The 24,852-nt window shown below is 53.3% G+C and carries 20 protein-coding genes; 5 read left to right on the top strand and 15 right to left on the bottom strand.

Annotated elements, in window-relative coordinates; translation table 11 throughout:
* Nucleotides 1–17: 17 nt before the first annotated feature.
* The 4 genes from mtgA to ABLV30_RS19485 form a co-directional block, all read right to left on the bottom strand.
* Nucleotides 18–743 carry a monofunctional biosynthetic peptidoglycan transglycosylase gene (gene mtgA / locus ABLV30_RS19500; protein WP_014226984.1) on the bottom strand — a complete coding sequence of 242 codons (726 nt, stop codon included), beginning with the start codon at nt 741–743 and terminating at the stop codon, nt 18–20.
* Entirely contained in the window at nt 740–1,393 is a 654-nt protein-coding gene (elbB, locus tag ABLV30_RS19495; protein WP_348865644.1) for an isoprenoid biosynthesis glyoxalase ElbB, read from the bottom strand. Before elbB ends, mtgA begins: the two co-directional genes overlap by 4 nt.
* A 234-nt stretch (nt 1,394–1,627) precedes the next feature.
* Nucleotides 1,628–3,967: an aerobic respiration two-component sensor histidine kinase ArcB gene (gene arcB / locus ABLV30_RS19490; protein WP_025108151.1), complete on the bottom strand. Its 2,340-nt coding sequence runs from the start codon at nt 3,965–3,967 to the stop codon at nt 1,628–1,630.
* A 131-nt stretch (nt 3,968–4,098) separates the two neighbouring features.
* Nucleotides 4,099–5,034: a TIGR01212 family radical SAM protein gene (locus ABLV30_RS19485; RefSeq protein ID WP_116280645.1), complete on the bottom strand. Its 936-nt coding sequence runs from the start codon at nt 5,032–5,034 to the stop codon at nt 4,099–4,101.
* A gap of 673 nt (nt 5,035–5,707) precedes the next feature.
* Between ABLV30_RS19485 and gltB the strand changes: the two genes are divergently transcribed.
* Together gltB and gltD are read left to right on the top strand one after the other, a co-directional pair.
* Nucleotides 5,708–10,168, top strand: a complete 4,461-nt coding sequence (gene gltB / locus ABLV30_RS19480; RefSeq protein WP_025108152.1) for a glutamate synthase large subunit — start codon at nt 5,708–5,710, stop codon at nt 10,166–10,168.
* Nucleotides 10,169–10,177: 9 nt separating this feature from the next.
* Nucleotides 10,178–11,596, top strand: a complete 1,419-nt coding sequence (gene gltD, locus ABLV30_RS19475) for a glutamate synthase subunit GltD (RefSeq protein WP_004854608.1) — start codon at nt 10,178–10,180, stop codon at nt 11,594–11,596.
* A gap of 46 nt (nt 11,597–11,642) precedes the next feature.
* Here gltD and ABLV30_RS19470 read toward each other — a convergent pair whose 3' ends face one another.
* From ABLV30_RS19470 to zapE, 9 genes are all read right to left on the bottom strand, one after another.
* Nucleotides 11,643–12,203, bottom strand: a complete 561-nt coding sequence (locus ABLV30_RS19470) for a hypothetical protein (protein WP_265801033.1) — start codon at nt 12,201–12,203, stop codon at nt 11,643–11,645.
* The gene (locus ABLV30_RS19465; RefSeq protein WP_064380283.1) at nt 12,194–14,587 is read right to left on the bottom strand and encodes a fimbrial biogenesis usher protein; all 2,394 of its coding nucleotides are present in this window, start codon (nt 14,585–14,587) and stop codon (nt 12,194–12,196) included. The genes ABLV30_RS19470 and ABLV30_RS19465 overlap by 10 nt, the downstream gene beginning before the upstream one ends.
* A 9-nt stretch (nt 14,588–14,596) precedes the next feature.
* Entirely contained in the window at nt 14,597–15,328 is a 732-nt protein-coding gene (locus ABLV30_RS19460) for a fimbria/pilus chaperone family protein (RefSeq protein ID WP_224398802.1), read from the bottom strand.
* Nucleotides 15,329–15,413: 85 nt separating this feature from the next.
* On the bottom strand, nt 15,414–16,094 hold the full coding sequence (locus tag ABLV30_RS19455) for a DUF1120 domain-containing protein (protein WP_032751486.1): 681 nt from the start codon (nt 16,092–16,094) through the stop codon (nt 15,414–15,416).
* 755 nt (nt 16,095–16,849) lie between these two features.
* The gene (gene sspB / locus ABLV30_RS19450; protein ID WP_014226996.1) at nt 16,850–17,338 is read right to left on the bottom strand and encodes a ClpXP protease specificity-enhancing factor; all 489 of its coding nucleotides are present in this window, start codon (nt 17,336–17,338) and stop codon (nt 16,850–16,852) included.
* Between the two features lie 3 nt (nt 17,339–17,341).
* A complete protein-coding gene (gene sspA, locus ABLV30_RS19445) occupies nt 17,342–17,980 on the bottom strand; it encodes a stringent starvation protein SspA (RefSeq protein WP_014226997.1) in 639 nt (212 codons plus the stop codon).
* A 311-nt stretch (nt 17,981–18,291) separates the two neighbouring features.
* Nucleotides 18,292–18,684, bottom strand: a complete 393-nt coding sequence (gene rpsI, locus ABLV30_RS19440) for a 30S ribosomal protein S9 (RefSeq protein ID WP_000829815.1) — start codon at nt 18,682–18,684, stop codon at nt 18,292–18,294.
* A gap of 15 nt (nt 18,685–18,699) precedes the next feature.
* A complete protein-coding gene (rplM, locus tag ABLV30_RS19435; RefSeq protein ID WP_004106200.1) occupies nt 18,700–19,128 on the bottom strand; it encodes a 50S ribosomal protein L13 in 429 nt (142 codons plus the stop codon).
* Nucleotides 19,129–19,347: 219 nt separating this feature from the next.
* Complete coding sequence (zapE, locus tag ABLV30_RS19430; protein ID WP_265802175.1) at nt 19,348–20,481, bottom strand: cell division protein ZapE; 1,134 nt, start codon at nt 20,479–20,481, stop codon at nt 19,348–19,350.
* Between the two features lie 190 nt (nt 20,482–20,671).
* Here zapE and zapG point away from each other — a divergent pair, with 190 nt between their 5' ends.
* The 3 genes from zapG (at nt 20,672) to degS (ending at nt 23,758) form a co-directional block, all read left to right on the top strand.
* Nucleotides 20,672–21,070 (top strand): Z-ring associated protein ZapG, encoded by a 399-nt coding sequence (zapG, locus tag ABLV30_RS19425; RefSeq protein WP_004854637.1) that lies wholly within the window; start codon nt 20,672–20,674, stop codon nt 21,068–21,070.
* Nucleotides 21,071–21,242: 172 nt separating this feature from the next.
* Nucleotides 21,243–22,610, top strand: a complete 1,368-nt coding sequence (gene degQ / locus ABLV30_RS19420; RefSeq protein WP_014226999.1) for a serine endoprotease DegQ — start codon at nt 21,243–21,245, stop codon at nt 22,608–22,610.
* Between the two features lie 86 nt (nt 22,611–22,696).
* A complete protein-coding gene (gene degS / locus ABLV30_RS19415; protein WP_009651894.1) occupies nt 22,697–23,758 on the top strand; it encodes an outer membrane-stress sensor serine endopeptidase DegS in 1,062 nt (353 codons plus the stop codon).
* Nucleotides 23,759–23,785: 27 nt separating this feature from the next.
* Here the strand turns inward: degS and ABLV30_RS19410 are convergent, their stop codons facing one another.
* Nucleotides 23,786–24,490 carry a hypothetical protein gene (locus ABLV30_RS19410; protein ID WP_025108158.1) on the bottom strand — a complete coding sequence of 235 codons (705 nt, stop codon included), beginning with the start codon at nt 24,488–24,490 and terminating at the stop codon, nt 23,786–23,788.
* A 213-nt stretch (nt 24,491–24,703) separates the two neighbouring features.
* Nucleotides 24,704–24,852 (bottom strand): sodium ion-translocating decarboxylase subunit beta (locus ABLV30_RS19405; protein WP_077916149.1); only part of this gene is annotated, 149 nt, incomplete at its 5' end.

Genomic DNA, 24,852 nt, shown 5'->3' with positions numbered 1-24,852 from the left:
TACCGGTTGTGAAATCATCAATGCAGCTTATTCGCCTGCATAAACCCTTCCCCACCTAACTGCCTCATCTGGCGCAGGATCCACGCCTGACGGCTGCGAACATAACCCGATGGCGCATCGGCGCGAAAGCGTATTGGGTTAGGCAGCACCGCAGCGAGCAGCGCGGCTTCGGAAGCCGTCAGTTTACTGGCCGGTTTGTGAAAATAGCGCTGCGACGCAGCTTCAACGCCAAACGTCCCCTCACCAAATTCAGCGATATTGAGATAGACCGTGAGGATCCGCTTTTTACTCCATACTGTCTCAATGCCGACGGTCAGTCCCGCCTCCAGCCCTTTTCTCAGCCAGCTGCGGCCGTCCCACAGAAACAGGTTTTTTGCCGTCTGTTGCGACAGGGTTGAGGCGCCGCGAATGCGGTTCTCATTGCGTTCATTATGCGCCAGCGCCTTCTCAATGGCCGTGACGTCAAATCCCCAGTGTTCCGGGAATTTCTGATCTTCTGCGGCAATAACCGCCAGCCCCATCCACGGCGAAATTTCATCCATGTCCACCCAGTCGGAATGGGCGAGGTAATGAAAATCCCCTGAAAGCCAGGCGCCGACCTGCCGCTCCAGCATCACCGCCGAAAAAGGAACAGGTACGAAGCTAAACAGGGCAATCCCGCCGCCCCATAGCACCGCACAAGCCAACAATAGCCTCAGCACAAAGCGCTTAATCAACCGCAACGGCGAAAAGCGAAATGTCATGCCGTCAGAACCAATACGCGAGAGACCAGTTTTTCAATGCCGCTCGCCGCTTCGGCGATGTTCTGCGCCAGCATATACGCGGGGGTCGTCACCACTTTGTTGTCTTCATCCACCACAATATCGTCGACCGGGCAAGGCACGTGTTCAGCCCCCATCTCCTCAACCGCGTCGGCAGTATCAAGATCGGTACCAATGGTCACGCGTAGCGGTATAGCAAATATTTTCGGCAACAGTGCCGGAGCGATACAGATAAAGCCCAACGGTTTACCCGCCTGATGCATCGCCAGCGCCAGCGCCTTGAGATCGCGATCGACTTCACATTCGCTCCCCTGTGAAGCAAAGCTGCTGAGGTTCTTTGCTGCACCAAAACCGCCGGGGACGATCAGCGCATCCAGCGCATCCGCTCGGGCATTAGCCAAAGGCTGAATCTCTCCGCGTGCGATACGCCCCGCTTCCACGAGCACATTACGGCTTTCCGCCTGCGCTTCGCCGGTCAGGTGATTGATAACATCGGTTTGCACTTTATCTGGCGCATAGCAGATGGCCTGAGCGCCGCTGCGGGCTATTGCCAGCAGGGTAATGACGGCTTCATGAATTTCACTTCCGTCATAAACGCCGCAGCCGCTCAGCACCACACCAATTTTCTTCATCACATCAGCCCCTTAGTACAAGTTTATGAAAGCAGTCAAAAATTTTGAATTACTCGCTATGCTTCACATATTTTACTGTTTCATGTAACAAACTATTTAAGGTTTGCTATCTTAATGAGCGAGTAAGCCAAATCCTCAGGTTGCGCCGTGTAAAAAAATCACTCAAATGATTCTGGCGTAACGACCAGTTCCCTGGTGTTGGCGCAGTATTCGCGCACCCCGGTTTATCCGGGGTCATTTTTTATCTGCCGCCGCGACCCACGCTTTCAGCACCGCGACATCGTTTTGCCACTCTGATTTCATCTCTTCAACCCATTCACCCACGTTATCCGACCACGCAGGTAAATCCGGCGTTTGAATCTGCTGCCCTAATTGCTGGATATGGCGCAAACCGATTGAGCCCGCTGCCCCTTTAATCTTATGACCCTCATCGACAATGCCTTTCTGGTCGCGAGCGGTTAAATTGGATTCCAGGACCGCCAGGTAGCCCGGCATCATTCTTTCAAAAACGGCCAGACCGTCATTAATCAGCTTCGGCCCTACCAGTTCGATATACTGCTCAAGCATCGGAATATCCAGTACAGAAGCCGATTTACTGCTATCTACAGATGGCATTGCATTCTCCTCTTCTTCCGGCGCATCCCAGAATTTTTTGATAATCGCGGTTAATGCCGGAACCGATAATGGCTTACTAAGAACATCATCCATTCCCGCATCCAGATACTCTTTCTTGTTCTTCAGCACGTTAGCGGTAAGCGCCACCAGCGGCGGGAGCTCATCGGCGGCAAAGCGTTGTTTCAGCTGACGAGAAATATCGAGTCCAGTCATATCCGGCAGCTGAATATCAAGCAGAACCAGATCGTACTCGCCGGGTACAAACATCTCCAGCGCAGCCTTGCCGGTCATCGCCACATCCACGCTGTTGCCCAGCTTCTCCAGTACCGAGCGCGCCACGATAACGTTGAGCTCAATATCTTCCACCAGCAGCACGTTCAGCGCAGGTAATGGCATTTCATCTTCCGCCAGCGTGTCCTCGACCTCTTCAGCCACGGCCGGAGCGTGTACGGTAAGCGTAAAAGTCGCGCCTTTACCCGGGAGGCTGGTAACGCAAATATCACCGCCCATATTCCGCGCCAGGCGCCTCGATACGGCGAGGCCGATGCCGGTACCCGTCGCTGGCTTGCCGCCCTGGCTATCTTTCACCTGGTAATACATAGCGAAAATTTTATCCTGTTCCGCTTCAGGGATGCCAATCCCTGAATCTTCTACTTCAAAGTGCAGGATATCTCCTTCGTCGTAGCGCACGCGGACGTTCACATTCCCGCCTTGCGGAGTAAATTTCACGGCATTACTAATAAGATTCCACAAGATTTGGCGCAAACGCGTTCCGTCGGTGATCACTTTATGCGGCAGCGGAAGCGTGGGGTCCAGCACAAAATGCAGGCCTTTCTGCTGCGCCTGCAGGCCGGAGAGATTTTCCAGGTCGGCCAGGAAGCCGGTAAAGTCCACCGGCTGGTTATCCAGCTGAATTTTACGCCGCTCCATCTTATCCATCTCAATAATATCATTGAAGATATTACCCAGCGTTACCGCTGAGACGTGGATGGTTTTCAGGTATCTTTCCTGTTCATCGGTAAGATCGGTATCCAGAAGGATTCGGCTAAGGCCTACGATGCCGTTAAGCGGCGTACGCAGCTCGTGGCTGATCGTTGAGATAAAGGTGGTCTTATCACGGCTGGCCCGCTCCAGCGCGTCCTGATAGCGCTTACGCTCCGTAATATCGCGGCCAAACCCCATCAGACCGCGGCGCTTACCGACGCGGTCATAATAAGGCACTTTGCGGATTTCAAAGCAGGCCTTGCGCCCGTCCGGATAATCCAGCCACTGCTCGTAGGTGAGCGATACGTTATGGCGGAAGACTTTCTCATCCGTCTCCAGCACCTTCTCCGCCACCTCTTCGCTGTAAACATCCTGCGGCTTAAGATGAATAAGCTGCTTTTCACTTTTACCGGTCAACAGTTCCATGGCTCGGTTACAGCCAGAAAACTCTTTATCTTCATTACGATAGAAAACCAGGTCCGGAGAGGCATCCAGGAAGGAGCGCAAGAAGGAGGATTGCTGTTCCAGCTGAATTTGCGCCTCTTCACGCTCTTTCATCTCAATTTTCAGCTGCTCAAGCGTCGTTTCACGTTCCGCTTCCGCCTTTTCACGTTCGCCGATTTCCTGATTAAGCTGGGCGATGTTGTCCTTAAGCTGCACATTCAGCTTGAGATCGCGTTCGCGCATCTCCTCCAGTTTCTCCACCAGCCTCGAGAGGCGCTGCCGGGACTCTTCCAGCTGCTCAACCACCACCGACAGGAAATAGACCGCCCACGGGGTAATCAGCAAGCCAAAGAAGATGGAGCGGATCACATCAATACTTTCCACCTGGCCGTGCAGCACCATCGTCACGGCCATCTGCACAACGATCGCCAGCACCACCAGCGCAAAGGCCAGCAGCATTGAAAAGCGCACCAGACCCAGCTTCATCATCAGGTCAACATAATACTGCGCCAGCATACGGATTTGCTTCATAAGGGATTCCTTCGCGACAACTTCGCACAATAATACTCAATTCTGAGCAAGACGCTGTAAGTTGTGCCAAAAATGCGGGAAGGATTGTAGTTACGCGCCTGACGGTGGAGAGCCGTCAGCCGGAAAAGACGTTATTCGGCAGCAGCCGTAGAGATCCAGCAACGCCCGATGGCTGACCCCTGCACGCCGTATTCATTGAGATATTTATCCAGCTCAACCATCCCGGTCCAACGGTTCTCACACCACAGCGGCGCCAGCAACGTCGGGCGTCGGGCGCTGGCGGAGATACGGTGATAAATCACGTCTGGCGGAGTATGGCGAATCATCTCTCCTGCAGTGACCGTATACGCTTCCAGCGCAATACCGTTTAACCTGCCGGCCTGCCACGCCCTGGCCATGATACTGCCCTTCACAATATGAAGTGGATGCAGCTTAATGCCGTCTACGCCGGTCTCTACCACCTGTGCTAAGGTCTCCAGACATTCGCGCTGCCCTTCGCCCGGCAGGCCCACGATAAGGTGGCTACACACTTTGAGGCCGCGCTCGCGTGCCAGACGGGTGGTTCGCTGATAGCAGGCAAAATCGTGGCCGCGATTGATTCGGTGCAGCGTTTTATCATGCGCGGTCTGTAAACCCAGCTCGAGCCAGACTTCATACCCCTGCTCCCGATATTCAGTCAGCAGATCCAGTACCGCGCCGGGGACGCAGTCCGGGCGAGTCCCTACGCATAGCCCGACAATATTCGCCTGGCTGACCGCCTGCTGATACATAGCGCGCAGCACCTGCACCTCGGCAAAAGTGCTGGTATAAGCCTGGAAATAGGCCAGATAGCGCTTTGCACGATTCACCCGCTGCGCCTGATGGGCCAGCTGTTCCGCAATCGAGCGGTGCTGCTGCTCTTCATCGGCAAAAGAGGCCACATTACAGAACGTACAGCCGCCGCGACCAATAGTGCCATCGCGATTTGGGCAGCTAAATCCACCATGCAGCGTCAGTTTATGAACCTTTTCACCATAGCGGCGCATAAGATCCCCACCAAACATATTGACTAATTTTTGTAACTGCATAATCTGATAGACCGGCCTTAAGAAAGGGGCCAAGCCTGCCATTTTTAGCTACCGACGGCGATGACCTGGATCAATCGTCAACGCGGCTGCCTATCTCATTGCATAAACACTCAAGATAACTGCAATTTAATTCATCCTTATGGTAATGAGTTTTCCTTATATATAGCCGCTGATTTGCCATTATCTTTACCAGGGCATAAAACAGTATTAGTCACCGCAAATCAAACAAAAACCAGTTTAAAAAACTGCAATGAAAAAACAATTCAGCACAGAAGGATAATGTCTCGCCGTCGATATAGTGAGACAGATCACACTCAATTATGACGACCGGTACGTTTCCCTGGCATTTAAAATGCCATTATTTTCTTAAAAATCATTAAATTAGGTGTTGTATAGCACATTTTTGTATAAATAAGATTGCCATTTGACGTATGTGTGGATTCCCGATAAGTTGGGAATCCGCTGGAAGCTTTCTGGATGAGTGCTCTGCTCATCATATTTATGCAGTAATTGAGATTCCCTCTTAACAGCAAGTCCTCAAACTTGTGTACCGATGCGAAAAGGATTTAAAGAGGGCGAATGCGAGGTGTAAACCCCGTCGCCATGCTCTTTCTGTGCCCGTGCGCAATCGGTATCGGAGGGTGTCCCGTAGAGCCTGGGGAGGTTCACTGATATGTTGTACGATAAATCCCTTGAGAGGGATAACTGTGGTTTCGGCCTGATCGCCCACATAGAAGGCGAACCTAGCCACAAGGTAGTGCGAACCGCTATACACGCACTGGCCCGAATGCAGCACCGCGGCGCGATTCTTGCCGATGGAAAAACCGGCGACGGTTGTGGCTTGCTGCTACAAAAACCCGATCGTTTCTTCCGAATTGTTGCGGAAGAGCGCGGCTGGCGTTTAGCCAAAAATTATGCCGTTGGGATGCTGTTCCTTAATAAGGATCCTGAACTGGCCAAAGCGGCGCGCCGCATCGTCGAAGAAGAACTTCAACGCGAAACGCTATCTATCGTCGGCTGGCGCGATGTGCCGACCAATGAAGGCGTTCTCGGTGAAATCGCCCTCTCCTCGCTGCCTCGTATTGAACAAATCTTTGTGAACGCCCCGGCTGGCTGGCGTCCGCGCGATATGGAACGCCGTTTATTCATCGCGCGTCGCCGTATCGAAAAGCGTCTGCAGGAAGATAAAGATTTCTACGTTTGCAGCCTGTCGAACCTGGTCAACATTTATAAAGGTCTGTGTATGCCGGCGGATCTGCCGCGCTTCTACCTGGACCTCGCGGACCTGCGCCTGGAGTCGGCAATCTGCCTGTTCCACCAGCGCTTTTCCACCAACACCGTGCCGCGCTGGCCGCTGGCGCAGCCGTTCCGCTATCTGGCGCACAACGGCGAGATCAACACCATCACCGGTAACCGCCAGTGGGCCCGCGCCCGTACCTATAAGTTCCAGACGCCGCTGATCCCGGATCTCCACGACGCCGCGCCGTTCGTCAATGAAACCGGCTCTGACTCCAGTTCGATGGATAACATGCTGGAGCTGCTGCTGGCGGGCGGGATGGACATTATCCGCGCTATGCGCCTGCTGGTTCCGCCAGCCTGGCAGAACAACCCGGACATGGATCCTGAGCTGCGTTCGTTCTTTGACTTTAACTCCATGCATATGGAACCGTGGGACGGCCCGGCGGGCATCGTGATGTCCGATGGTCGTTTCGCCGCCTGTAACCTCGACCGTAACGGCCTGCGTCCGGCGCGCTATGTGATCACGAAAGACAAGCTCATCACCTGCGCCTCCGAAGTCGGTATCTGGGATTACCAGCCGGATGAAGTGGTTGAAAAAGGCCGCGTCGGCCCGGGCGAGCTGATGGTTATCGATACCCGCGAGGGGCGTATTCTGCACTCCGCGGAAACCGACAACGATCTGAAAAGCCGTCACCCGTATAAAGAGTGGATGGCGAAAAACGTCCGTCGTCTGGTGCCGTTCGAAGAGCTGCCGGATGAAGAAGTCGGTAGCCGCCAGCTGGATGATGATACCCTCGCCAGCTACCAGAAACAGTTCAACTACAGCGCCGAAGAGCTGGACTCCGTCCTGCGCGTACTGGGTGAAAACGGCCAGGAAGCGGTCGGCTCAATGGGCGACGATACCCCATTTGCCGTGCTCTCCAGCCAGCCGCGTATCATTTACGATTACTTCCGCCAGCAGTTCGCGCAGGTGACCAACCCGCCGATCGACCCGCTGCGCGAAGCGCACGTCATGTCGCTGGCCACCAGCATCGGCCGTGAAATGAACGTCTTCTGCGAAGCGGAAGGCCAGGCGCACCGCCTGAGTTTCAAGTCGCCGATTCTGCTGTACTCCGATTTTAAACAGCTGACCACCATGGAAGAGGAGCACTATCGCGCCGACGTCCTGGATATCACTTTTGATGCCACCGAAACCACGCTGGCTGAAACCGTGAAGGCGCTGTGCGATAAAGCCGAACAAATGGTGCGCAGCGGTACCGTTCTGCTGGTGCTCTCTGACCGCAACATCGCCAAAAACCGTCTGCCGGTACCGGCTCCGATGGCGGTAGGCGCGATCCAGACCCGACTGGTCGATAAAAGCCTGCGCTGCGATGCCAACATTATTGTCGAAACCGCCAGCGCCCGCGATCCGCACCACTTTGCCGTGCTGCTCGGCTTCGGCGCGACGGCTATCTACCCGTATCTCGCCTATGAAACCCTGGCGAAGCTGGTGGATAACAAAGCCATCGACAAAGCGTACCGCGCGGTGATGCTGAACTATCGTAACGGCATCAACAAAGGTCTGTATAAGATCATGTCGAAGATGGGGATTTCGACCATTGCCTCCTATCGCTGCTCGAAGCTATTTGAGGCGGTCGGTCTGCATCGCGAAGTGTCCGACCTGTGCTTCCAGGGCGTCGTCAGCCGTATCGGCGGCGCGGGCTTCGAGGATTTCCAGCAGGATCTGCTGAACCTGTCGAAACGTGCCTGGCTGGCGCGTAAACCGTTGGATCAGGGCGGCCTGCTGAAATACGTCCACGGCGGCGAATATCACGCCTATAACCCTGACGTGGTGCGCACGCTGCAACAAGCGGTACAAAGCGGCGAATACAGCGATTACCAGCAGTACGCGAAGCTGGTTAACGAGCGCCCGGCGGCAACGCTGCGCGATCTGCTGTGCGTAACGCCGGACGGAACCACGGTGAACCTGGACGACGTTGAGCCGGCCAGCGAACTGTTCAAACGCTTCGATACCGCGGCGATGTCTATCGGCGCGCTGAGCCCGGAAGCGCACGAAGCGCTGGCGGAAGCAATGAACAGCATCGGCGGTAACTCCAACTCCGGCGAAGGCGGCGAAGATCCGGCACGCTACGGCACCAATAAAGTCTCGCGCATCAAGCAGGTCGCCTCCGGCCGCTTCGGCGTGACCCCGGCTTACCTGGTTAACGCCGACGTTATTCAGATTAAAGTCGCTCAGGGCGCGAAGCCCGGCGAAGGCGGCCAGCTGCCGGGTGATAAAGTCACCCCCTATATCGCCAAGCTGCGCTATTCCGTACCCGGCGTAACGCTGATCTCCCCGCCGCCGCACCACGATATTTACTCTATCGAGGATCTGGCTCAGCTGATTTTCGACCTGAAGCAGGTTAACCCGAAAGCGATGATCTCCGTGAAGCTGGTTTCTGAACCGGGCGTCGGGACTATCGCCACCGGCGTAGCCAAAGCCTATGCGGATTTGATCACCATTGCCGGCTACGACGGCGGCACCGGCGCCAGCCCGCTCTCTTCCGTGAAGTATGCGGGTTGTCCGTGGGAACTGGGACTGGTGGAAACCCAGCAGGCGCTGGTTGCCAACGGGCTGCGCCACAAAATTCGTCTGCAGGTGGACGGCGGTCTGAAAACCGGCCTTGATATCATCAAAGCGGCCATCCTCGGGGCTGAGAGCTTCGGCTTCGGTACCGGCCCGATGGTCGCGCTGGGCTGTAAATATCTGCGTATTTGCCACCTGAACAACTGCGCAACCGGCGTAGCGACTCAGGATGACAAACTGCGTAAGAACCACTATCACGGTCTGCCGTTTAAGGTCACCAACTACTTTGAATTCATCGCCCGCGAAACGCGCGAGCTGATGGCGCAGCTGGGCGTGAAGCGTCTGGTGGATCTGATTGGCCGTACCGACCTGCTGAAAGAGCTGGACGGTTTTACCGCCAAACAGCAGAAGCTGGATCTGAGCAAGCTGCTGGAAACCGCGGAGCCGCATCCCGGCAAAGCGCTGTACTGCACAGAGAACAATCCGCCGTTCGACAATGGCGTACTCAATGCTCAGCTGCTGCAGCAGGCAAAACCGTACGTTGACAGCAAGCAGAGCAAAACTTTCTGGTTCGATATCCGCAACACCGACCGCTCCGTTGGCGCATCGCTGTCCGGCTATATCGCCCAGACCCACGGTGACCAGGGCCTGGCAGCCGATCCGATTATCGCCCACTTTAGCGGTACCGCGGGTCAGAGCTTCGGCGTGTGGAATGCCGGCGGCGTTGAGCTGCATCTGACCGGCGACGCGAACGACTATGTGGGTAAAGGGATGGCCGGCGGCCTGCTCGCCATTCGTCCTCCGGTAGGCTCGGCCTTCCGTAGCCATGAGGCCAGCATCATCGGCAACACCTGTCTGTACGGTGCGACCGGTGGTCGTCTGTATGCTGCGGGTCGTGCAGGCGAGCGTTTCGCGGTACGTAACTCCGGTGCGATCACCGTCGTCGAAGGCATTGGCGACAATGGCTGTGAATACATGACCGGCGGTATCGTCTGCGTGCTGGGCAAAACCGGCGTCAACTTTGGCGCAGGCATGACCGGCGGCTTTGGTTACGTTCTGGATGAAGACGGCGACTTCCGCAAACGCGTGAACCCTGAGCTGGTAGAAGTGCTGGACGTTGACTCTCTGGCCATCCATGAAGAGCACCTGCGCGGTTTAATTACCGAGCACGTGCAGCTTACCGGTTCGCAGCGCGGTGAAGAGATTCTGGCCAACTGGCCGGCCTTCTCAGCGAAGTTTGCGCTGGTTAAACCGAAGTCCAGCGATGTTAAAGCACTGTTGGGTCACCGTAGTCGTTCCGCAGCTGAGCTGCGGGTGCAGGCGCAGTAAGGGGTTAAGATGAGTCAGAATGTCTATCAATTTATCGACTTACAGCGAGTTGATCCGCCAAAGAAAGCGCTGAAGATTCGTAAAATTGAATTTGTGGAAATTTACGAGCCGTTTTCAGAAGGCCAGGCTAAAGCGCAGGCAGACCGCTGTCTGTCCTGCGGCAACCCGTACTGCGAATGGAAGTGCCCGGTTCATAACTACATCCCGAACTGGCTGAAGCTGGCCAACGAAGGGCGTATTTTTGAAGCGGCGGAGCTGTCGCATCAGACCAATACCCTACCGGAAGTGTGCGGGCGCGTTTGCCCGCAGGACCGCCTGTGCGAAGGTTCCTGCACGCTGAACGATGAGTTCGGCGCGGTAACCATCGGTAACATTGAGCGCTATATCAACGATAAAGCGTTCGAAATGGGCTGGCGTCCTGACCTTAGCGGCGTAAAACAAACCGGTAAAACCGTCGCCATCATCGGCGCGGGCCCGGCGGGCCTGGCGTGCGCCGACGTATTGACCCGTAACGGCGTGAAGGCGGTGGTCTTCGATCGCCATCCGGAGATCGGCGGCCTGCTGACCTTTGGTATTCCGGCCTTTAAGCTGGAGAAAGAGGTGATGACCCGTCGTCGCGAGATCTTTACCGGTATGGGCATCGAGTTCAAACTGAATATCGAAGTGGGCCGCGATGTACAGCTCGACGATCTGCTGAAAGATTACGATGCGGTGTTCCTCGGCGTCGGAACCTATCAGTCTATGCGCGGCGGGCTGGAAAACGAAGACGCCAGCGGGGTCTTTGATGCGCTGCCGTTCCTCATCGCCAATACCAAACAGATCATGGGCTTTGGTGAAACGGCGGATGAACCGTACGTTAGCATGGAAGGCAAGCGCGTCGTGGTTCTCGGCGGTGGCGACACCGCAATGGACTGCGTGCGTACCTCGATCCGCCAGAACGCCACCCACGTCATCTGCGCCTATCGCCGTGATGAGGAGAACATGCCGGGATCGAAGCGCGAAGTGAAAAACGCGCGTGAAGAAGGCGTGGAATTCCAGTTCAACGTTCAGCCGCTGGGCATTGAAGTGAATGCCAACGGTAAAGTCTGCGGCGTGAAGATGGCGCGTACGGAGATGGGCCAGCCGGATGCAAAAGGCCGCCGCCGCGCGGAAATCGTGGCCGGTTCTGAGCATGTGGTGCCCGCCGATGCCGTGGTGATGGCATTTGGTTTCCGTCCACACAGCATGGAATGGCTGGCGAAGCACAGCGTCGAGCTCGATTCTCAGGGCCGCGTGATTGCGCCGGAAGGTAGCGACAACGCCTTCCAGACCAGCAACCCGAAAATCTTCGCCGGTGGCGATATCGTTCGCGGCTCTGACCTGGTGGTCACCGCGATTGCCGAAGGCCGTAAGGCGGCTGACGGCATCCTGAACTACCTGGAAGTGTAAAAAACAAAACGCCGGATGAGAAAATCGTCCGGCGTTTAGCTAAGTGCTATTTGATGAGCAGTCGCCAGGCGATATCCGCTTCCATTGTTGTGTTATCGGTATTTCCACTGAACATACTCTCGTTGAGCACGGGGAACAGCAGCACGCGAAAACTCATCTGCTTCCCTTGCGGCACGACATTATTTTCTACGGCGATCACCGCCTCATTGTTACGCACATACAGAGGAGATGTTGTCCCGCTCTCCGGCGTAAAGTTCAGCTGGTCCGCTGTTTTTCCAGCGCTGTAGGACTTGCCATCAACGGTAATATTTTCAACCTTAAGCCCAACCCCACCGCGAGCGCCAAACAAAAAGCGACCTTTCTCGCCAGCAGCACCCTGAACCAGCACCGCCATCTGATGCATTTCAGAACAGGAAACATTCACATTCACTTCCCACTCAGACAGTTTGTGCCAATTCTGGGTAGTAGAAACAATATCATCACGGCGTATCTGGTTATAATCAATTTTTGTCCGGGAGAGCGTAATCTGGCACTCTTCGGCACGAACGGTGCCTGACAGCAGCATTCCCGCAGATAACAGCATCCCTATCCACTGATTCATCGACATACGCCGTCCACCTCTTCGTAAAATGCGTCTTCATCCCTCTTGTCGCTTAAGATGTAATCAATCTTGCACAGTCGGTTATTATCGTCGTCCATGACATACAGTGCCGAAACCTGCTCAGCCTCATTAAGGAAAACATGCCCGTCATCCACGCTGGTGACAATATAATTGCCTTTCTCATCAACGATGGATAATCCCTTATCCAGCGCCCTGTTATCCGCACGCTTAACGCGGATCATCACCCGACGGTTATTCAGGACTTTAAAACCGACTTCGCTCACCGAAGCATGCGCAGCTGCCACATACTTTGTTCCATTTGCCAGCGTCATACTCGCAGGCAGCTTGTTCGCATCAATTTCAATGCGCGAATTACGCCACTCATTCAGCCCAGGGATAACAGCCTGCCCCCAATAATCGGTCCAGACCGTCCCCTGTGGAGTACTGATTTCAACGCCAGCTTTCGATTCACTCAGTTTTGCAATGGCAAACGTATTCCGAATGGTATAAGGCGTGAAGGTGACGCCGCTTTTATGCGCCGCAACCCCACCTGAGAGCGTGGCATTATAATTACGGTGGCGGGAACCCACGCGCCCGCCGCCAATGCCTAATTGCGTATAATGCAGATTGCTATTCAAACTGCCGTTAAGGCTATTTTCACTTCCTTTATTATCACGGTCAGCGGAGATGTAGTAATTCATATTCTGCGACAAGGAACCGGAATTCTGCACACCGTAGCTAGTATCTTTCCCTTGTTTACGCATATAAGTGCTAACACTCTGCGGACCACCGAGCGGAATACTTAGATTAACGTAGAACGTGTCATCATTCTGGCTCCCTATCGCTCTCTGCCAATTCACTGAAAGAGAGGCATATTTAAAGGTTTTTCCCCAGAAGAAAAACAAATTACGCGAATCACTGCTTCCTTTACTGTAGTTAAAACCTGCGCTGACCGTACCGGCCAGCGACGTAGACCAGGCCAGGCTAGTCGAGTATGTACTGGTATAGGGCTGGAAATCATCACTCAGAGCATCCGTCAGTTCACGATAGCCGTCGCTAAAATGTGCTGCACTTGTGGATAAACGCAGGGTTTCCGCCAGCTTGACCGAGGTCTGTAGCTCAGTTTTCACGCCATTTTTTTTCTCACCATACTTTTTCTGACTTGCAGCGACACCGGTGGATACACTCCAGTTATCCGCTGGTAAGTATTCAGTCTGAACACCCGAGGCAATATACTTTTCCGCCATTGCGCCAGAGAACAGTAGATTCAGTTGCTGTAATACACGCCAGTCGTTAGAAAGGTTAAACACCCAAGGATTTTCATGATCGCCCTTAATCTTGTTCACCTGACCAACTGAAACAGACACTCCCTGGGGACGAGAAAACGATGAACGCCTTACGGAGGCGGCAGGAACAATAAAGCGACTGGTTGAGCCATCGGATTCAACAACGGTAACCTCAAGATCCACATTACTACGGACCTCTGGCATATCCTCAATCGTGAATGGTCCGGCTGGCACCAGTGTGTTATAGATCAGCAGCCCGCTCTGGCGTACTTCAACGCGAGCCTGGGCATTACGTGCAATCCCTGAAATACTGATACCACTCCCGCGGCTTTGCAAAGCGCGTGTAGGCGTCAACTGAACACCAAGGATCGGCGCCCCACTCAATACGTACGATCTGGCATTAATCTCCCCGAGCTGCATTGTCATCTTCATTATGTCGAAAACATGCTCGGCGTAGGTATAAATACTTTCAGCATTTTTAATGCCATTATCGTCGGTGAGGATATAGCGGCTACGCAACGACCAGCTAGCAGCATTCAGGCCACCTTCCAGACTGGCCTGTGAGTAGAGACTGGCATCACTACCATCATATTCGCTGCGTGTACTGAACAGATTATAGTTAAGCGACCCGGCGATCCCGCCGCGCTGAAAACTCTTAATGTCGCCATTTAAGTCGTTCAACGCTTCTGCCGGTAGGAACAGCTCTACCGCTTCCTGACCCGGTAGGGCTTTAACCACTGCCTGTGCATAATCATTAACTATGTCATGACACTCTTCATCTTTTTTCAACGGAACCGGCATTAACCCGGCAAATTCAATAAAATCATTATCAATGCAAAGCGTACCATCCTCACCAAAACGCGCCGCCACGGTTCCTTTATCCCTATTATTAATTTTCACCTGCACTGAATGTGTACCGGGAAGAAAACGTGGAGCCAGGGCAAAGTAGCGGTTAAGGTTGATATTCAACCCACGTGAGTGAATCATTTCGGAGTCAAAAGTAACCTCTTCGGCTTGTAGAACAGCAGAAAAAAATATAGTCAGCGATAAGGTACAACATAAAGATACGTAGTTGCAGGAAGAAAAATGGCGTTGTTTATGCATAGATATTTCTTATCTTTCATTTAATTCCGTAATAAAACTTGGAACTTCAACACCATACCGACTGGCAGGGAAAAATTTAACTTTATTGTCACTAACGATATTTTTTGAAATAGTTATCTTTAATGTTTCCCCGGGCAAAATATAGCTTTTATTAATATACCCCGTTGCTTCCGAAGGAAGAAAAATCATATCACGAGCCAACCGCACAACATATTTACTTGGATTAACGACTTTCCCTTCATTTCCTTTTGCTGACCATTGAAGATACTTCCATGCATCAGTAACAACAGCCAGGTTAGCAGGGCGAATAAGAACTGGCAAATCCTGGCGAATATTAAAACCAATTTTAATTCTTTTATCATTATTTTTAGGCGGAATACCTTCAAACGTTACGCGTTTAAAATGCTCCACTTCCAGTGGTGTGTTATTCTGCAGAATAAACCGAATTTGTTGTGTTTGCCCAGGTTCGACGCGGATGACAGGCTGTGTAGGCATTATTTTTATATCTTCACTTTCATCTGGTAAATCGATAATAGCGGTATACAGTAATGCAGGATGCGCATCCGTGTTTTTAACATTCATTGTACCACTATGGGTAGCTTCATCAATCACCAGTAAACTTGTCTCCGGCACCATACCTTCCGCAAAAACTGAATGCGCGGTCAGACAAAATGCAGAGACAATACACAATCTGATAGCTGAAGAATTAAATAAACTCATAATAAAATCCTTCTTAAGCATTAACACTCCGTGTTAATCTGGTCGTTCTATATAGGGGATAGCCAAAACACTTCCCCTATTAATTATTAATTTATGATATTAAAAATTACAGATAACGCAGGCTGATGGTAAGTTGGCCATCCAGAGGGGTATCGTCAGTAATAGCCAGCGTGCTGGTGTTTTGAATTGCCAGAGAGGTTGCCATTGGGAAAGTGGCGGTTTTGAATGCCAGCGGTTCTACAGAACCGGTATTCGCAACAGTAATATCGCGATAGGAGCTACCTACCGTGGTACCATTAGTATTATTCCTCCAAGTTCCACCTAAATCATAATAATCGACAATGATATTGTCAACGTTATTCCCGTCTGCTGTTACGCTATTATTTTTTATAAAAAGAGAATATGAACCAATATTTACCTCGCCAGCCTTACCAACTCCGTAAGTCTGATCGATACTTTGAAGAGAAATTCCATTAAAGGTCGCGTTTTCAACGACAAGATTTGCGTTAGAACTGCTGCGCTCATCAACCAGGTTCCATGATACTTTGGTTGGTGAAGTACAATTAATAGTTAAATCGATATCTTTCTGCCCCAGCTGATTAACTTGAGTAGCAGAAAGCATACCCAAGTTAATAATGCCATAATCAACCACACCACCATTACTCAAAGTTGGGGTACATGCAGCATTAGTCAAAGTACCTTTTACTTTTAATACTGCGGAGGGGTTAGCAGCAATAGCAGAAGTCGCGCTCATTGCCAGAATGGCAGCCAGAAGTGTTTTTTTCATGAGTCAATCCTTAACGTATAATATGTTTATATATCTAATAAACGCATTTTAAATGAAAGCATGCGTATTAAATACGAAACGAACAATACATGAAGGGGTACAATAAAATACACTTAGAAAAATTAACTTTAAATGTAGAAAAACTTAATTAATAATTAAGCCATATAAATACCCTTCTGAAATTCACGTAAATAAAAACAAAAAAAACAATGAATCGTAGCAAAAACTCAACGATTTTTGCGCCTTAACATGAATATTCATTGACTTTAATTATAAAACCGCCATAAACGATAAAAATAATATTGATATATTTTATCCCCAGAGCGGCAATAAAACACCATTATTCCGAACAGTCATTTACAAGGAAAATAAGTTAATATCAAACACTAGAATATTAATTATATGAATTCAATAAATTCACATAAATTTCTCGCACTATATTATAATTTCAGCCACCCCCTGATGTATTACAGACTCAGCAAGCTCTTTCGCTCATCGGCAACCCAGCTTAATAGCTTAATTAAAGACGTACCAGATAGCGGATATACACTTAAAAGGGGGTGGAAAGGGAATACAATCAACCCAGGAGCCCTACACGGAGTGTAGTAGAAATATGAGGTTTATTAGCGGAGTTTGAAATCAACGCCACGTACCCGCATCGGAGAGTATGAAATAGAGAATTAAAGCGGGGATGCTTTACGGCAATCACGGTGAATGGTAGAAAGTAAAACAGGCCCCGAAGGGCCTGATAAACATTATTTAACGACGCGCAGCGCCGGACGGCCGCCGCGAGGAGGCGGCGTATCGTCGGGATCGTCGTCGTGATTATCCGGCTTATCGCCATCGATCACCGACATGACCGTTTCGCTGTCAGGCAGCTCTTCGTCATCGTTCAGGCTAGTGACATCTTCATCATAAGCCGCTTCTGGTTCGAACATGGTTCCCGCACCATTCTCGCGCGCGTAAACCGCCAGCACGGCCGCCATCGGCACGGAGACATTGCGCGGCACGCCACCAAAGCGCGCGTTAAAACGCACTTCGTCGTTGGCCAGCTCGAGGTTACCAACAGCACGTGGGGCAATATTGAGAACAATTTGCCCATCGCGAGCGTACTCCATCGGGACCATTACGCCCGGCAGAGTGACGTCAACGACCAGATGCGGAGTCAGCTGGTTATCCAGCAGCCACTCATAGAACGCTCGTAACAGGTACGGGCGACGCGGCGTCAGCTGTGATACATCCATCATTTAGCCCCGACCGAGACGCATTTCACGTTCGGCTTCAGTTAAAGAAGCGAGGAAAGAGTCGCGCTCAAACACGCGAGTCATATAGCCTTTAAGCTCTTTCGCGCCAGCACCGACCAGCTCTACGCCGAGAACCGGCAGACGCCACAGCAGCGGTGCCAGATAGCAGTCTACCAGGCTGAACTCATCGCTCAGGAAGTAGGGCTTCTGGGTGAATACTGGCGCAATCGCCTGCAGTTCTTCACGCAGCTGCTTACGCGCAGTATCAGCCTGCGCAGCGGTACCGGTCTGAATGGTATTCATCAACGAATACCAGTCCTTTTCGATACGGTGCATGTACAGACGGCTTTCCCCACGCGCCACCGGATAAACCGGCATTAGCGGCGGATGCGGGAAACGCTCATCCAGGTATTCCATAATGATGCGAGATTCCCACAGAGTGAGCTCACGATCCACAAGCGTCGGTACGCTTTGATTCGGGTTGAGGTCAATCAGATCCTGAGGCGGGTTGTCCTTCTCCACGTGCTCTATCTCAAAACTAACACCTTTTTCGGCCAGCACGATGCGGACCTGATGGCTATAGATGTCAGTAGGACCAGAAAACAGCGTCATTACCGAACGTTTGTTGGCAGCGACAGCCATGAAAACCTCCAGGTATATTCAGAATTTTTGTACTGCTGCCGACCACGCATGGCCAGCCAGATGTAAAAACCCCATTTGCGTGACTTCATTTCGTTCGTCATCCAAACAAAAAATGAACAATCACCTGCATTTGGGCAGAAAATTGGATGATAGTTTACCAGATTTTGAAGACGTTGTGGTGAGGGGATTCTGGAAATGCTGAAAAAGTGGTAATAATGGGGCGTTTGTAGAGGGAAAATGGCAAATTTATCCATAAAAAAACCCGCCGAAGCGGGTTTTTTCGCAAATTGTTCTGCGTGAGCAGAAAACAATTAACGTTTGGAGAACTGCGGACGACGACGTGCTTTACGCAGGCCGACTTTCTTACGTTCAACCTGACGAGCATCACGAGTAACGAAGCCAGCTTTACGCAGTTCGCCACGCAGGGACTCATCGTACTCCATCAGAGCGCGGGTGATACCGTGACGGATCGCACCAGCCTGACCAGAGATACCACCACCTTTAACGGTGATGTACAGATCTAATTTCTCAACCATGTCGACCAGTTCCAGCGGCTGACGAACTACCATGCGGGCAGTTTCACGACCGAAGTACTGTTCCAGAGAACGCTGGTTGATAACGATTTTACCGTTGCCCGGTTTGATGAAAACGCGAGCTGCGGAACTTTTGCGGCGACCGGTGCCGTAGTATTGATTTTCAGCCATTGCCTATAATCCCGATTAGATGTCAAGAACTTGCGGTTGCTGTGCCGCGTGGTTGTGCTCGTTACCCGCGTAAACTTTCAGCTTACGGTACATAGCACGACCCAGCGGGCCTTTTGGCAGCATGCCTTTAACCGCGATTTCAATCACACGCTCAGGACGGCGGGCAATCATCTCTTCAAAGGTCGCTTCTTTGATACCACCGATGTGGCCGGTGTGGTGGTAGTACATTTTGTCTTCGCGCTTGTTGCCGGTTACAGCAACTTTTTCTGCGTTCAGAACGATGATGTAATCACCGGTATCAACGTGCGGAGTGTATTCCGCTTTATGCTTGCCGCGCAGGCGCAGAGCCAGTTCGGAAGCCAGACGGCCCAGAGTTTTACCGGTCGCGTCAACAACATACCAGTCGCGTTTTACGGTTTCTGGTTTAGCTGTAAAAGTTTTCATTAAAAGCTTACCCAAATAAATAAGTTACACGTTGGTGAACACCCAAACGTTTAGTCAGTTGAGGTTCACACGACATTGTCCAGCAAACCTACCCCTTCGAATAGCCTATGCCGGCACATAGAAAGTTTTGGGAAAAAAACCTTCTCGTAACGTGGGGTCGCAAGATTATAGAGAAGTCGGGGTCAAAGATCGACCCCTTTATGTGATTTGTCCCCGGTTTTACCCCGCCAGGTGTTCCCGCTTCAGATACTCCTCGCTCTGCATCTCCTGCAGGCGCGATAAACAGCGCTGGAACTCGAATTTTAATCTCTCGCCCTGATAGATCTCATACAGCGGTACCGCCGCGCTGACCACCAGCTTGACGTGGCGCTCATAGAACTCATCGACCAGGGCGATAAAGCGCCGCGCCTCGCTCTCCATCAGTCCGGTCATCACCGGCACATCAAAGAGCATCACGGTATGAAACAGACGCGAGAGCGCAATATAGTCGTGCTGGCTACGCGCATCCACGCACAGCGTGGCGAAGGAAGCCGCCAGCGTCTGGTTCTCAACGCCCAGCGTCGGCAGCGGGCGATGGTTGATCTCCAGCGTTGGCATCTGCTCGCGCTTCGTCCCCGCCAGCGCCAGCCACAGTTTATCCATCTGCTGCTGCGTCTCAGCGTTCAGCGGCGACAGCCACAAATGCGCCTGGGTTAGCGTGCGCAGGCGGTAATCAATACCGGCGTCGACATTCATCACATCGCAATGCTGTTTAATGGCGTCGATGGCGGGCAGGAAACGAGCGCGCTGAAGGCCGTTGCGGTACAGCTCGTCAGGCGGAATATTCGACGTCGCCACCAGGGTTATGCCGCGGGCAAACAGCGCTTTCATCAGGCCGCCCAGCAGCATTGCATCGGTAATATCAGAAACGAAAAACTCATCGAAGCAGAGCACATCGGTTTCAGCTTTAAAGCGATCCGCGACGATTTCCAGCGGATCGCTGTGCCCCTGCAGCGACGTTAACTCTTCATGAACCCGCAGCATAAAGCGATGAAAGTGCAGACGTTGTTTACGTTCTCCCGGCAAACTTTGATAGAACAGATCCATCAACCAGGTTTTTCCTCTGCCGACGCCGCCCCACATGTAGAGGCCGCGAACGGCAGCCGTTTCGGCAACGGGTTCGCGCTTGCCCAGCAGTTTGCCGAATTTGGCCCGCAGACCGCCGCCGGTTTGCGGCGCGACCGAAGGTTTATTCTGCAGTTCTTGATAAATCGTATCGAGGCGGCTGACCGCTTCTCGCTGGACGTCGTCAGGTTGATGGCTCCCCTCCTTGAGAGAGGAAAGGTAACGCGATGTTGGGGACAGGCTTTGCATGATCTAATTGTTATTCCTTGAAAACCGTAATGCCGTAGCTCACGATTGACGAAAAAAAGGCCGCTCTACACTACGTGATGATACGCCAGGATTCCACTTCTGTGGAATTAGCGGTTATAGTGGCACTATCGGGCGCAGGCGGAGAGCCTCACAGCCACCCTACGGAACCACAAAACAACGGGAGATGTTCATGACCTGGGAATACGCGCTAATTGGGCTAGTTGTCGGCATCATTATCGGCGCCGTCGCGATGCGTTTTGGCAATCGCAAATTACGCCAACAGCAGGCGCTGCAGTTCGAACTGGAAAAGAATAAAGCAGAGCTGGAAGAGTACCGCGAAGAGCTGGTGAGCCATTTTGCCCGGAGCGCAGAGCTGCTGGATAACATGGCGCATGATTACCGCCAGCTGTATCAGCATATGGCGAAAAGCTCCAACAACCTGCTGCCGGACAGCATGGCGGACGCCAACCCGTTCCGCAATCGTCTGGAAGAGTCCGAAGCGGGCAACGATCAGGCCCCGGTCCAGATGCCGCGCGACTACTCTGAAGGCGCATCCGGTCTGCTGCGCGGCGGCGTAAAGCGCGACTAAACCGGCAACGACAGTAAAAATATTTTCCGGGCGCACCCTCTGCGCCCGTTTCCACCTTCCATCCCAGCTACAATTTAACGATTGCCCACGTTGTTACCGGGTCGAAAATTCAATAACATCAGGCCATTCGGGACGTTTACCATACACCTTAGGTTACGAGAGCCAGCAACTAATGAATAAACCGACTTTGCTGTTGAGTGCGTTAGCGTTAAGCATTGGGTTGTCGTTGTCCGCCTTACCTCCGGCAGCAGCGTCTTTACCGACACAGGTTCCCGGTCAGGGCGCGTTGCCAAGCCTCGCGCCGATGCTGGAGAAAGTGTTGCCGGCGGTGGTGAGCGTACAGGTTGAGGGTACCGCGTCACCCGCGCAAAATATGCCGGAAGAGCTGAAGAAGTACTTTGGCGACAACGCGCCGCAAGAGCAGGCGCAGCCTTTTGAAGGCCTGGGCTCAGGGGTCATTATTGACGCTGCAAAAGGCTACGTGCTGACCAATAATCACGTCATTAATCAGGCCCAGAAAATCAGCGTCCAGCTCAACGACGGGCGTGAGTTCGATGCCAAACTGGTCGGCAGCGACGAGCAGAGCGATATCGCCCTGCTGCAGCTGCAAAAACCCAGCAACCTGACGCAAATCGCGATCGCCGACTCCGATAAACTGCGGGTGGGCGACTTCGCCGTCGCCGTCGGTAACCCGTTTGGCCTGGGCCAGACCGCCACTTCAGGGATTATTTCAGCCCTTGGCCGCAGCGGCCTGAACCTTGAGGGGCTGGAGAACTTTATCCAGACTGATGCCTCAATCAACCGCGGCAACTCCGGCGGCGCGCTGCTGAACCTCAACGGCGAGCTGATTGGTATCAATACCGCTATTCTGGCCCCGGGCGGCGGCAGCGTCGGCATTGGCTTCGCGATCCCCAGCAATATGGCGAAAATCCTCTCCCAGCAGCTTATTCAGTTTGGTGAAATCAAACGCGGCCTGCTGGGTATTAAAGGTATGGAAATGAGCGCGGATATCGCCAAAGCGATGAACCTTGACGTCCAGCGCGGCGCGTTCGTCAGCGAGGTGCTGCCAAACTCCGGATCGGCCAAAGCGGGAATTAAATCTGGTGACGTTATCGTCAGCCTCAACGGCAAACCGCTCAACAGCTTCGCCGAACTGCGTTCACGCATCGCCACGACCGAGCCGGGCACCAAAGTGAAGCTAGGACTCTTGCGCGAAGGAAAACCCGTTGAAGTGGAAGTCACTCTGGACAAGAGCACCTCTTCTTCCGCCAGCGCCGAGCTTATCGCACCGGCCCTGCAGGGCGCATCGTTAAGCGACGGTCAGATGAAAGACGGAACCAAAGGCATCGTCATTGATAATGTCGATAAAGGCAGCCCGGCCGCGCAGGCGGGCCTGCATAAAGACGATATCATTATTGGCCTCAACCGCGAGCGCGTGCGCTCCATTGCCGAACTGCGCAAAGTGCTCGAAAGCAAACCGACGGTGATTGCGCTGAACGTCATTCGCGGCAGCGAAAGCATCTATCTGCTGCTGCGTTAACTCGCCTTCCGGGCATCGCGTGCAGTGCGATGTCCGGACAAGACGTGTTATGCTGCGCCTGTCTATCCATCAACGATATCTGCATCATGCCTGGAAAGTTTTTACGTTCGATACTTATCGGTTTGATTGTCGGCGGCCTGCTGCTGGCCGTTATGCCTTCGCTGCGCCAGTGGCAGCTTTCGCCGACCACGCAGTACGATAGCGCGGATGAATCCCCCGCCAGCTATAATTCCGCCGTTCGCCGCGCCGCCCCAGCGGTCGTGAACGTCTATAACCGCGCCCTCAACAGCACCAGCCATAACCAGCTAACGCTCGGTTCCGGCGTGATCATGGATCAGCGCGGCTATATCCTGACCAATAAGCACGTTATCAACGATGCCGACCAGATTATTGTTGCTCTGCAGGATGGACGGGTCTTTGAAGCACTGCTGGTCGGCTCCGATACCCTCACCGATCTGGCGGTATTAAAAATCAACGCCAGCGGCGGCCTGCCGGTCATTCCGATTAATCCGAAACGCGTGCCGCATATCGGTGACGTCGTGCTGGCGATTGGCAACCCGTACAACCTCGGGCAAACCATTACCCAGGGCATTATCAGCGCCACCGGCCGTATCGGCCTGAACCCCACCGGGCGCCAGAACTTCCTGCAGACCGACGCGTCGATCAACCACGGTAACTCAGGCGGCGCGCTGGTGAACTCGCTGGGCGAGCTTATGGGTATCAACACCCTGTCATTTGATAAAAGCAACGACGGCGAAACGCCGGAGGGCATCGGCTTTGCGATCCCCTTCCAGCTGGCAACCAAGATTATGGATAAGCTGATCCGCGATGGCCGCGTGATTCGCGGCTATATAGGGATCAGCGGCCGCGAAATTGCGCCGATGCATGCGCAGGGCGGCGGCGGTATCGATCAGCTGCAGGGGATTGTGGTGAATGATGTAGCGCCGGAAGGCCCGGCCGCCCAGGCGGGTATCCGCGCCAACGACGTGATTATTTCCGTTAACGACAAGCCCGCCGTTTCCGCCCTCGAAACCATGGATCAGGTCGCAGAGATTCGTCCGGGTTCGGAAATTCCGGTGGTGATTATGCGCGACGATAAAAAAATCACGCTGCATATCGCCGTACAGGAATATCCGGCAACCAATTAACAGGCTCCCCCGCAGGGGGAGCACCTTTCAATCAGCAAATAGCGGCCCGGCCGGGAATGTCGCCAGAAACCCGGTTATGGCCAGCAGCGACCGCAGGTCAGGCCACGCAAACTGGCGCTCCCGCAGCTCGTCATCCAGCGTCATGAGCGCAAACTCGCCTTTATCCCCCAGAACGCCGCCCTGCCAGAGCAACCGTTGAGCCTGCTGCCGGGCCCAGGGGGAATCGCTCTTCCAGGCCAGCAGGTGCAGCAGCGCCTGCTGCAGACAGATGCCAGAAGGATGCTTATCCCGCAGCAGCCGCCGGTAAACCGGCAGCGATATGCTGCGTACGGTATAAAAACCGCTGCGGGTTTCGGCATCAGCATCCGCCACGCTGGCGCAATACTGACCGGCCAGATCGCATAGACGATTGTGCGTCAGCGGCTGGCCCAGGGCGTTCAGGCGACCCGCTGCGGCACACAGCAGCGCGCATCTTTGCTGCTCATGTGACAGCGAATCAGGCAGCGCTGATACCGTTTCAGCGACTCCCGCTTGCGCATGCTGTACGCCAGCGTCATAACACTGGAAAAAGAAATCATGACTCCCCTGACCGATTGATGGATGCGCCAGCAGATTCAGCGCCGGATGCAGTTGCTCGAGCTCGTTGAGCGACGCCAGCATGTCATCCACGACCACACCCTTTGTCGATATCGATGCCCTGCTTTCGGGGCGTAATGTTATGGTTTCATTCATCAAAGCCTCCTTATAGGAAATCTCCCGGTGGCGCTGCGCTGACCGGGCTACGGGTCCGTGCAGTCTGGTAGCCCGGACAAGGCGCGTTAAGCGCCGCCTCCGGGATAATCCCCGGGTCGCGGCTGACGCCTTACCCGGGCTACAGGTTTACAGCCGTCTGCGATCCGGTAGCCCGAACAGGCGCAGCGCGCCGCCTCCGGGAAAGGTAACGATTTACATCGCCAGCACGTACTTGAGCATCACCCCGGCGGCAATCGCCGAGCCAATCACCCCCGCCACGTTCGGGCCCATCGCGTGCATCAGCAGAAAGTTCTGCGCGTCCGACTCCAGACCCACCTTGTTTGACACCCTGGCCGCCATCG

The sequence above is a fragment of the Klebsiella sp. CN_Kp113 genome, from assembly GCF_040064585.1.
GTDB classification, from domain to species: Bacteria; Pseudomonadota; Gammaproteobacteria; order Enterobacterales; family Enterobacteriaceae; genus Klebsiella; species Klebsiella michiganensis.
The sequence above is the reverse complement of the archived record's forward strand: the minus strand, read 5'-3'. Positions and strand labels throughout refer to the sequence as shown.

Bases quoted from the DNA above. Each gene is read 5' to 3' on its own strand.
- mtgA (WP_014226984.1), bottom strand. From the start codon at position 743: ATGACATTTCGCTTTTCGCCGTTGCGGTTGATTAAGCGCTTTGTGCTG.
- elbB (WP_348865644.1), bottom strand. From the start codon at position 1,393: ATGAAGAAAATTGGTGTGGTGCTGAGCGGCTGCGGCGTTTATGACGGA.
- arcB (WP_025108151.1), bottom strand. From the start codon at position 3,967: ATGAAGCAAATCCGTATGCTGGCGCAGTATTATGTTGACCTGATGATG.
- ABLV30_RS19485 (WP_116280645.1), bottom strand. From the start codon at position 5,034: ATGCAGTTACAAAAATTAGTCAATATGTTTGGTGGGGATCTTATGCGC.
- gltB (WP_025108152.1), top strand. From the start codon at position 5,708: ATGTTGTACGATAAATCCCTTGAGAGGGATAACTGTGGTTTCGGCCTG.
- gltD (WP_004854608.1), top strand. From the start codon at position 10,178: ATGAGTCAGAATGTCTATCAATTTATCGACTTACAGCGAGTTGATCCG.
- ABLV30_RS19470 (WP_265801033.1), bottom strand. From the start codon at position 12,203: ATGTCGATGAATCAGTGGATAGGGATGCTGTTATCTGCGGGAATGCTG.
- ABLV30_RS19465 (WP_064380283.1), bottom strand. From the start codon at position 14,587: ATGCATAAACAACGCCATTTTTCTTCCTGCAACTACGTATCTTTATGT.
- ABLV30_RS19460 (WP_224398802.1), bottom strand. From the start codon at position 15,328: ATGCTTAAGAAGGATTTTATTATGAGTTTATTTAATTCTTCAGCTATC.
- ABLV30_RS19455 (WP_032751486.1), bottom strand. From the start codon at position 16,094: ATGAAAAAAACACTTCTGGCTGCCATTCTGGCAATGAGCGCGACTTCT.
- sspB (WP_014226996.1), bottom strand. From the start codon at position 17,338: ATGGATGTATCACAGCTGACGCCGCGTCGCCCGTACCTGTTACGAGCG.
- sspA (WP_014226997.1), bottom strand. From the start codon at position 17,980: ATGGCTGTCGCTGCCAACAAACGTTCGGTAATGACGCTGTTTTCTGGT.
- rpsI (WP_000829815.1), bottom strand. From the start codon at position 18,684: ATGGCTGAAAATCAATACTACGGCACCGGTCGCCGCAAAAGTTCCGCA.
- rplM (WP_004106200.1), bottom strand. From the start codon at position 19,128: ATGAAAACTTTTACAGCTAAACCAGAAACCGTAAAACGCGACTGGTAT.
- zapE (WP_265802175.1), bottom strand. From the start codon at position 20,481: ATGCAAAGCCTGTCCCCAACATCGCGTTACCTTTCCTCTCTCAAGGAG.
- zapG (WP_004854637.1), top strand. From the start codon at position 20,672: ATGACCTGGGAATACGCGCTAATTGGGCTAGTTGTCGGCATCATTATC.
- degQ (WP_014226999.1), top strand. From the start codon at position 21,243: ATGAATAAACCGACTTTGCTGTTGAGTGCGTTAGCGTTAAGCATTGGG.
- degS (WP_009651894.1), top strand. From the start codon at position 22,697: ATGCCTGGAAAGTTTTTACGTTCGATACTTATCGGTTTGATTGTCGGC.
- ABLV30_RS19410 (WP_025108158.1), bottom strand. From the start codon at position 24,490: ATGAATGAAACCATAACATTACGCCCCGAAAGCAGGGCATCGATATCG.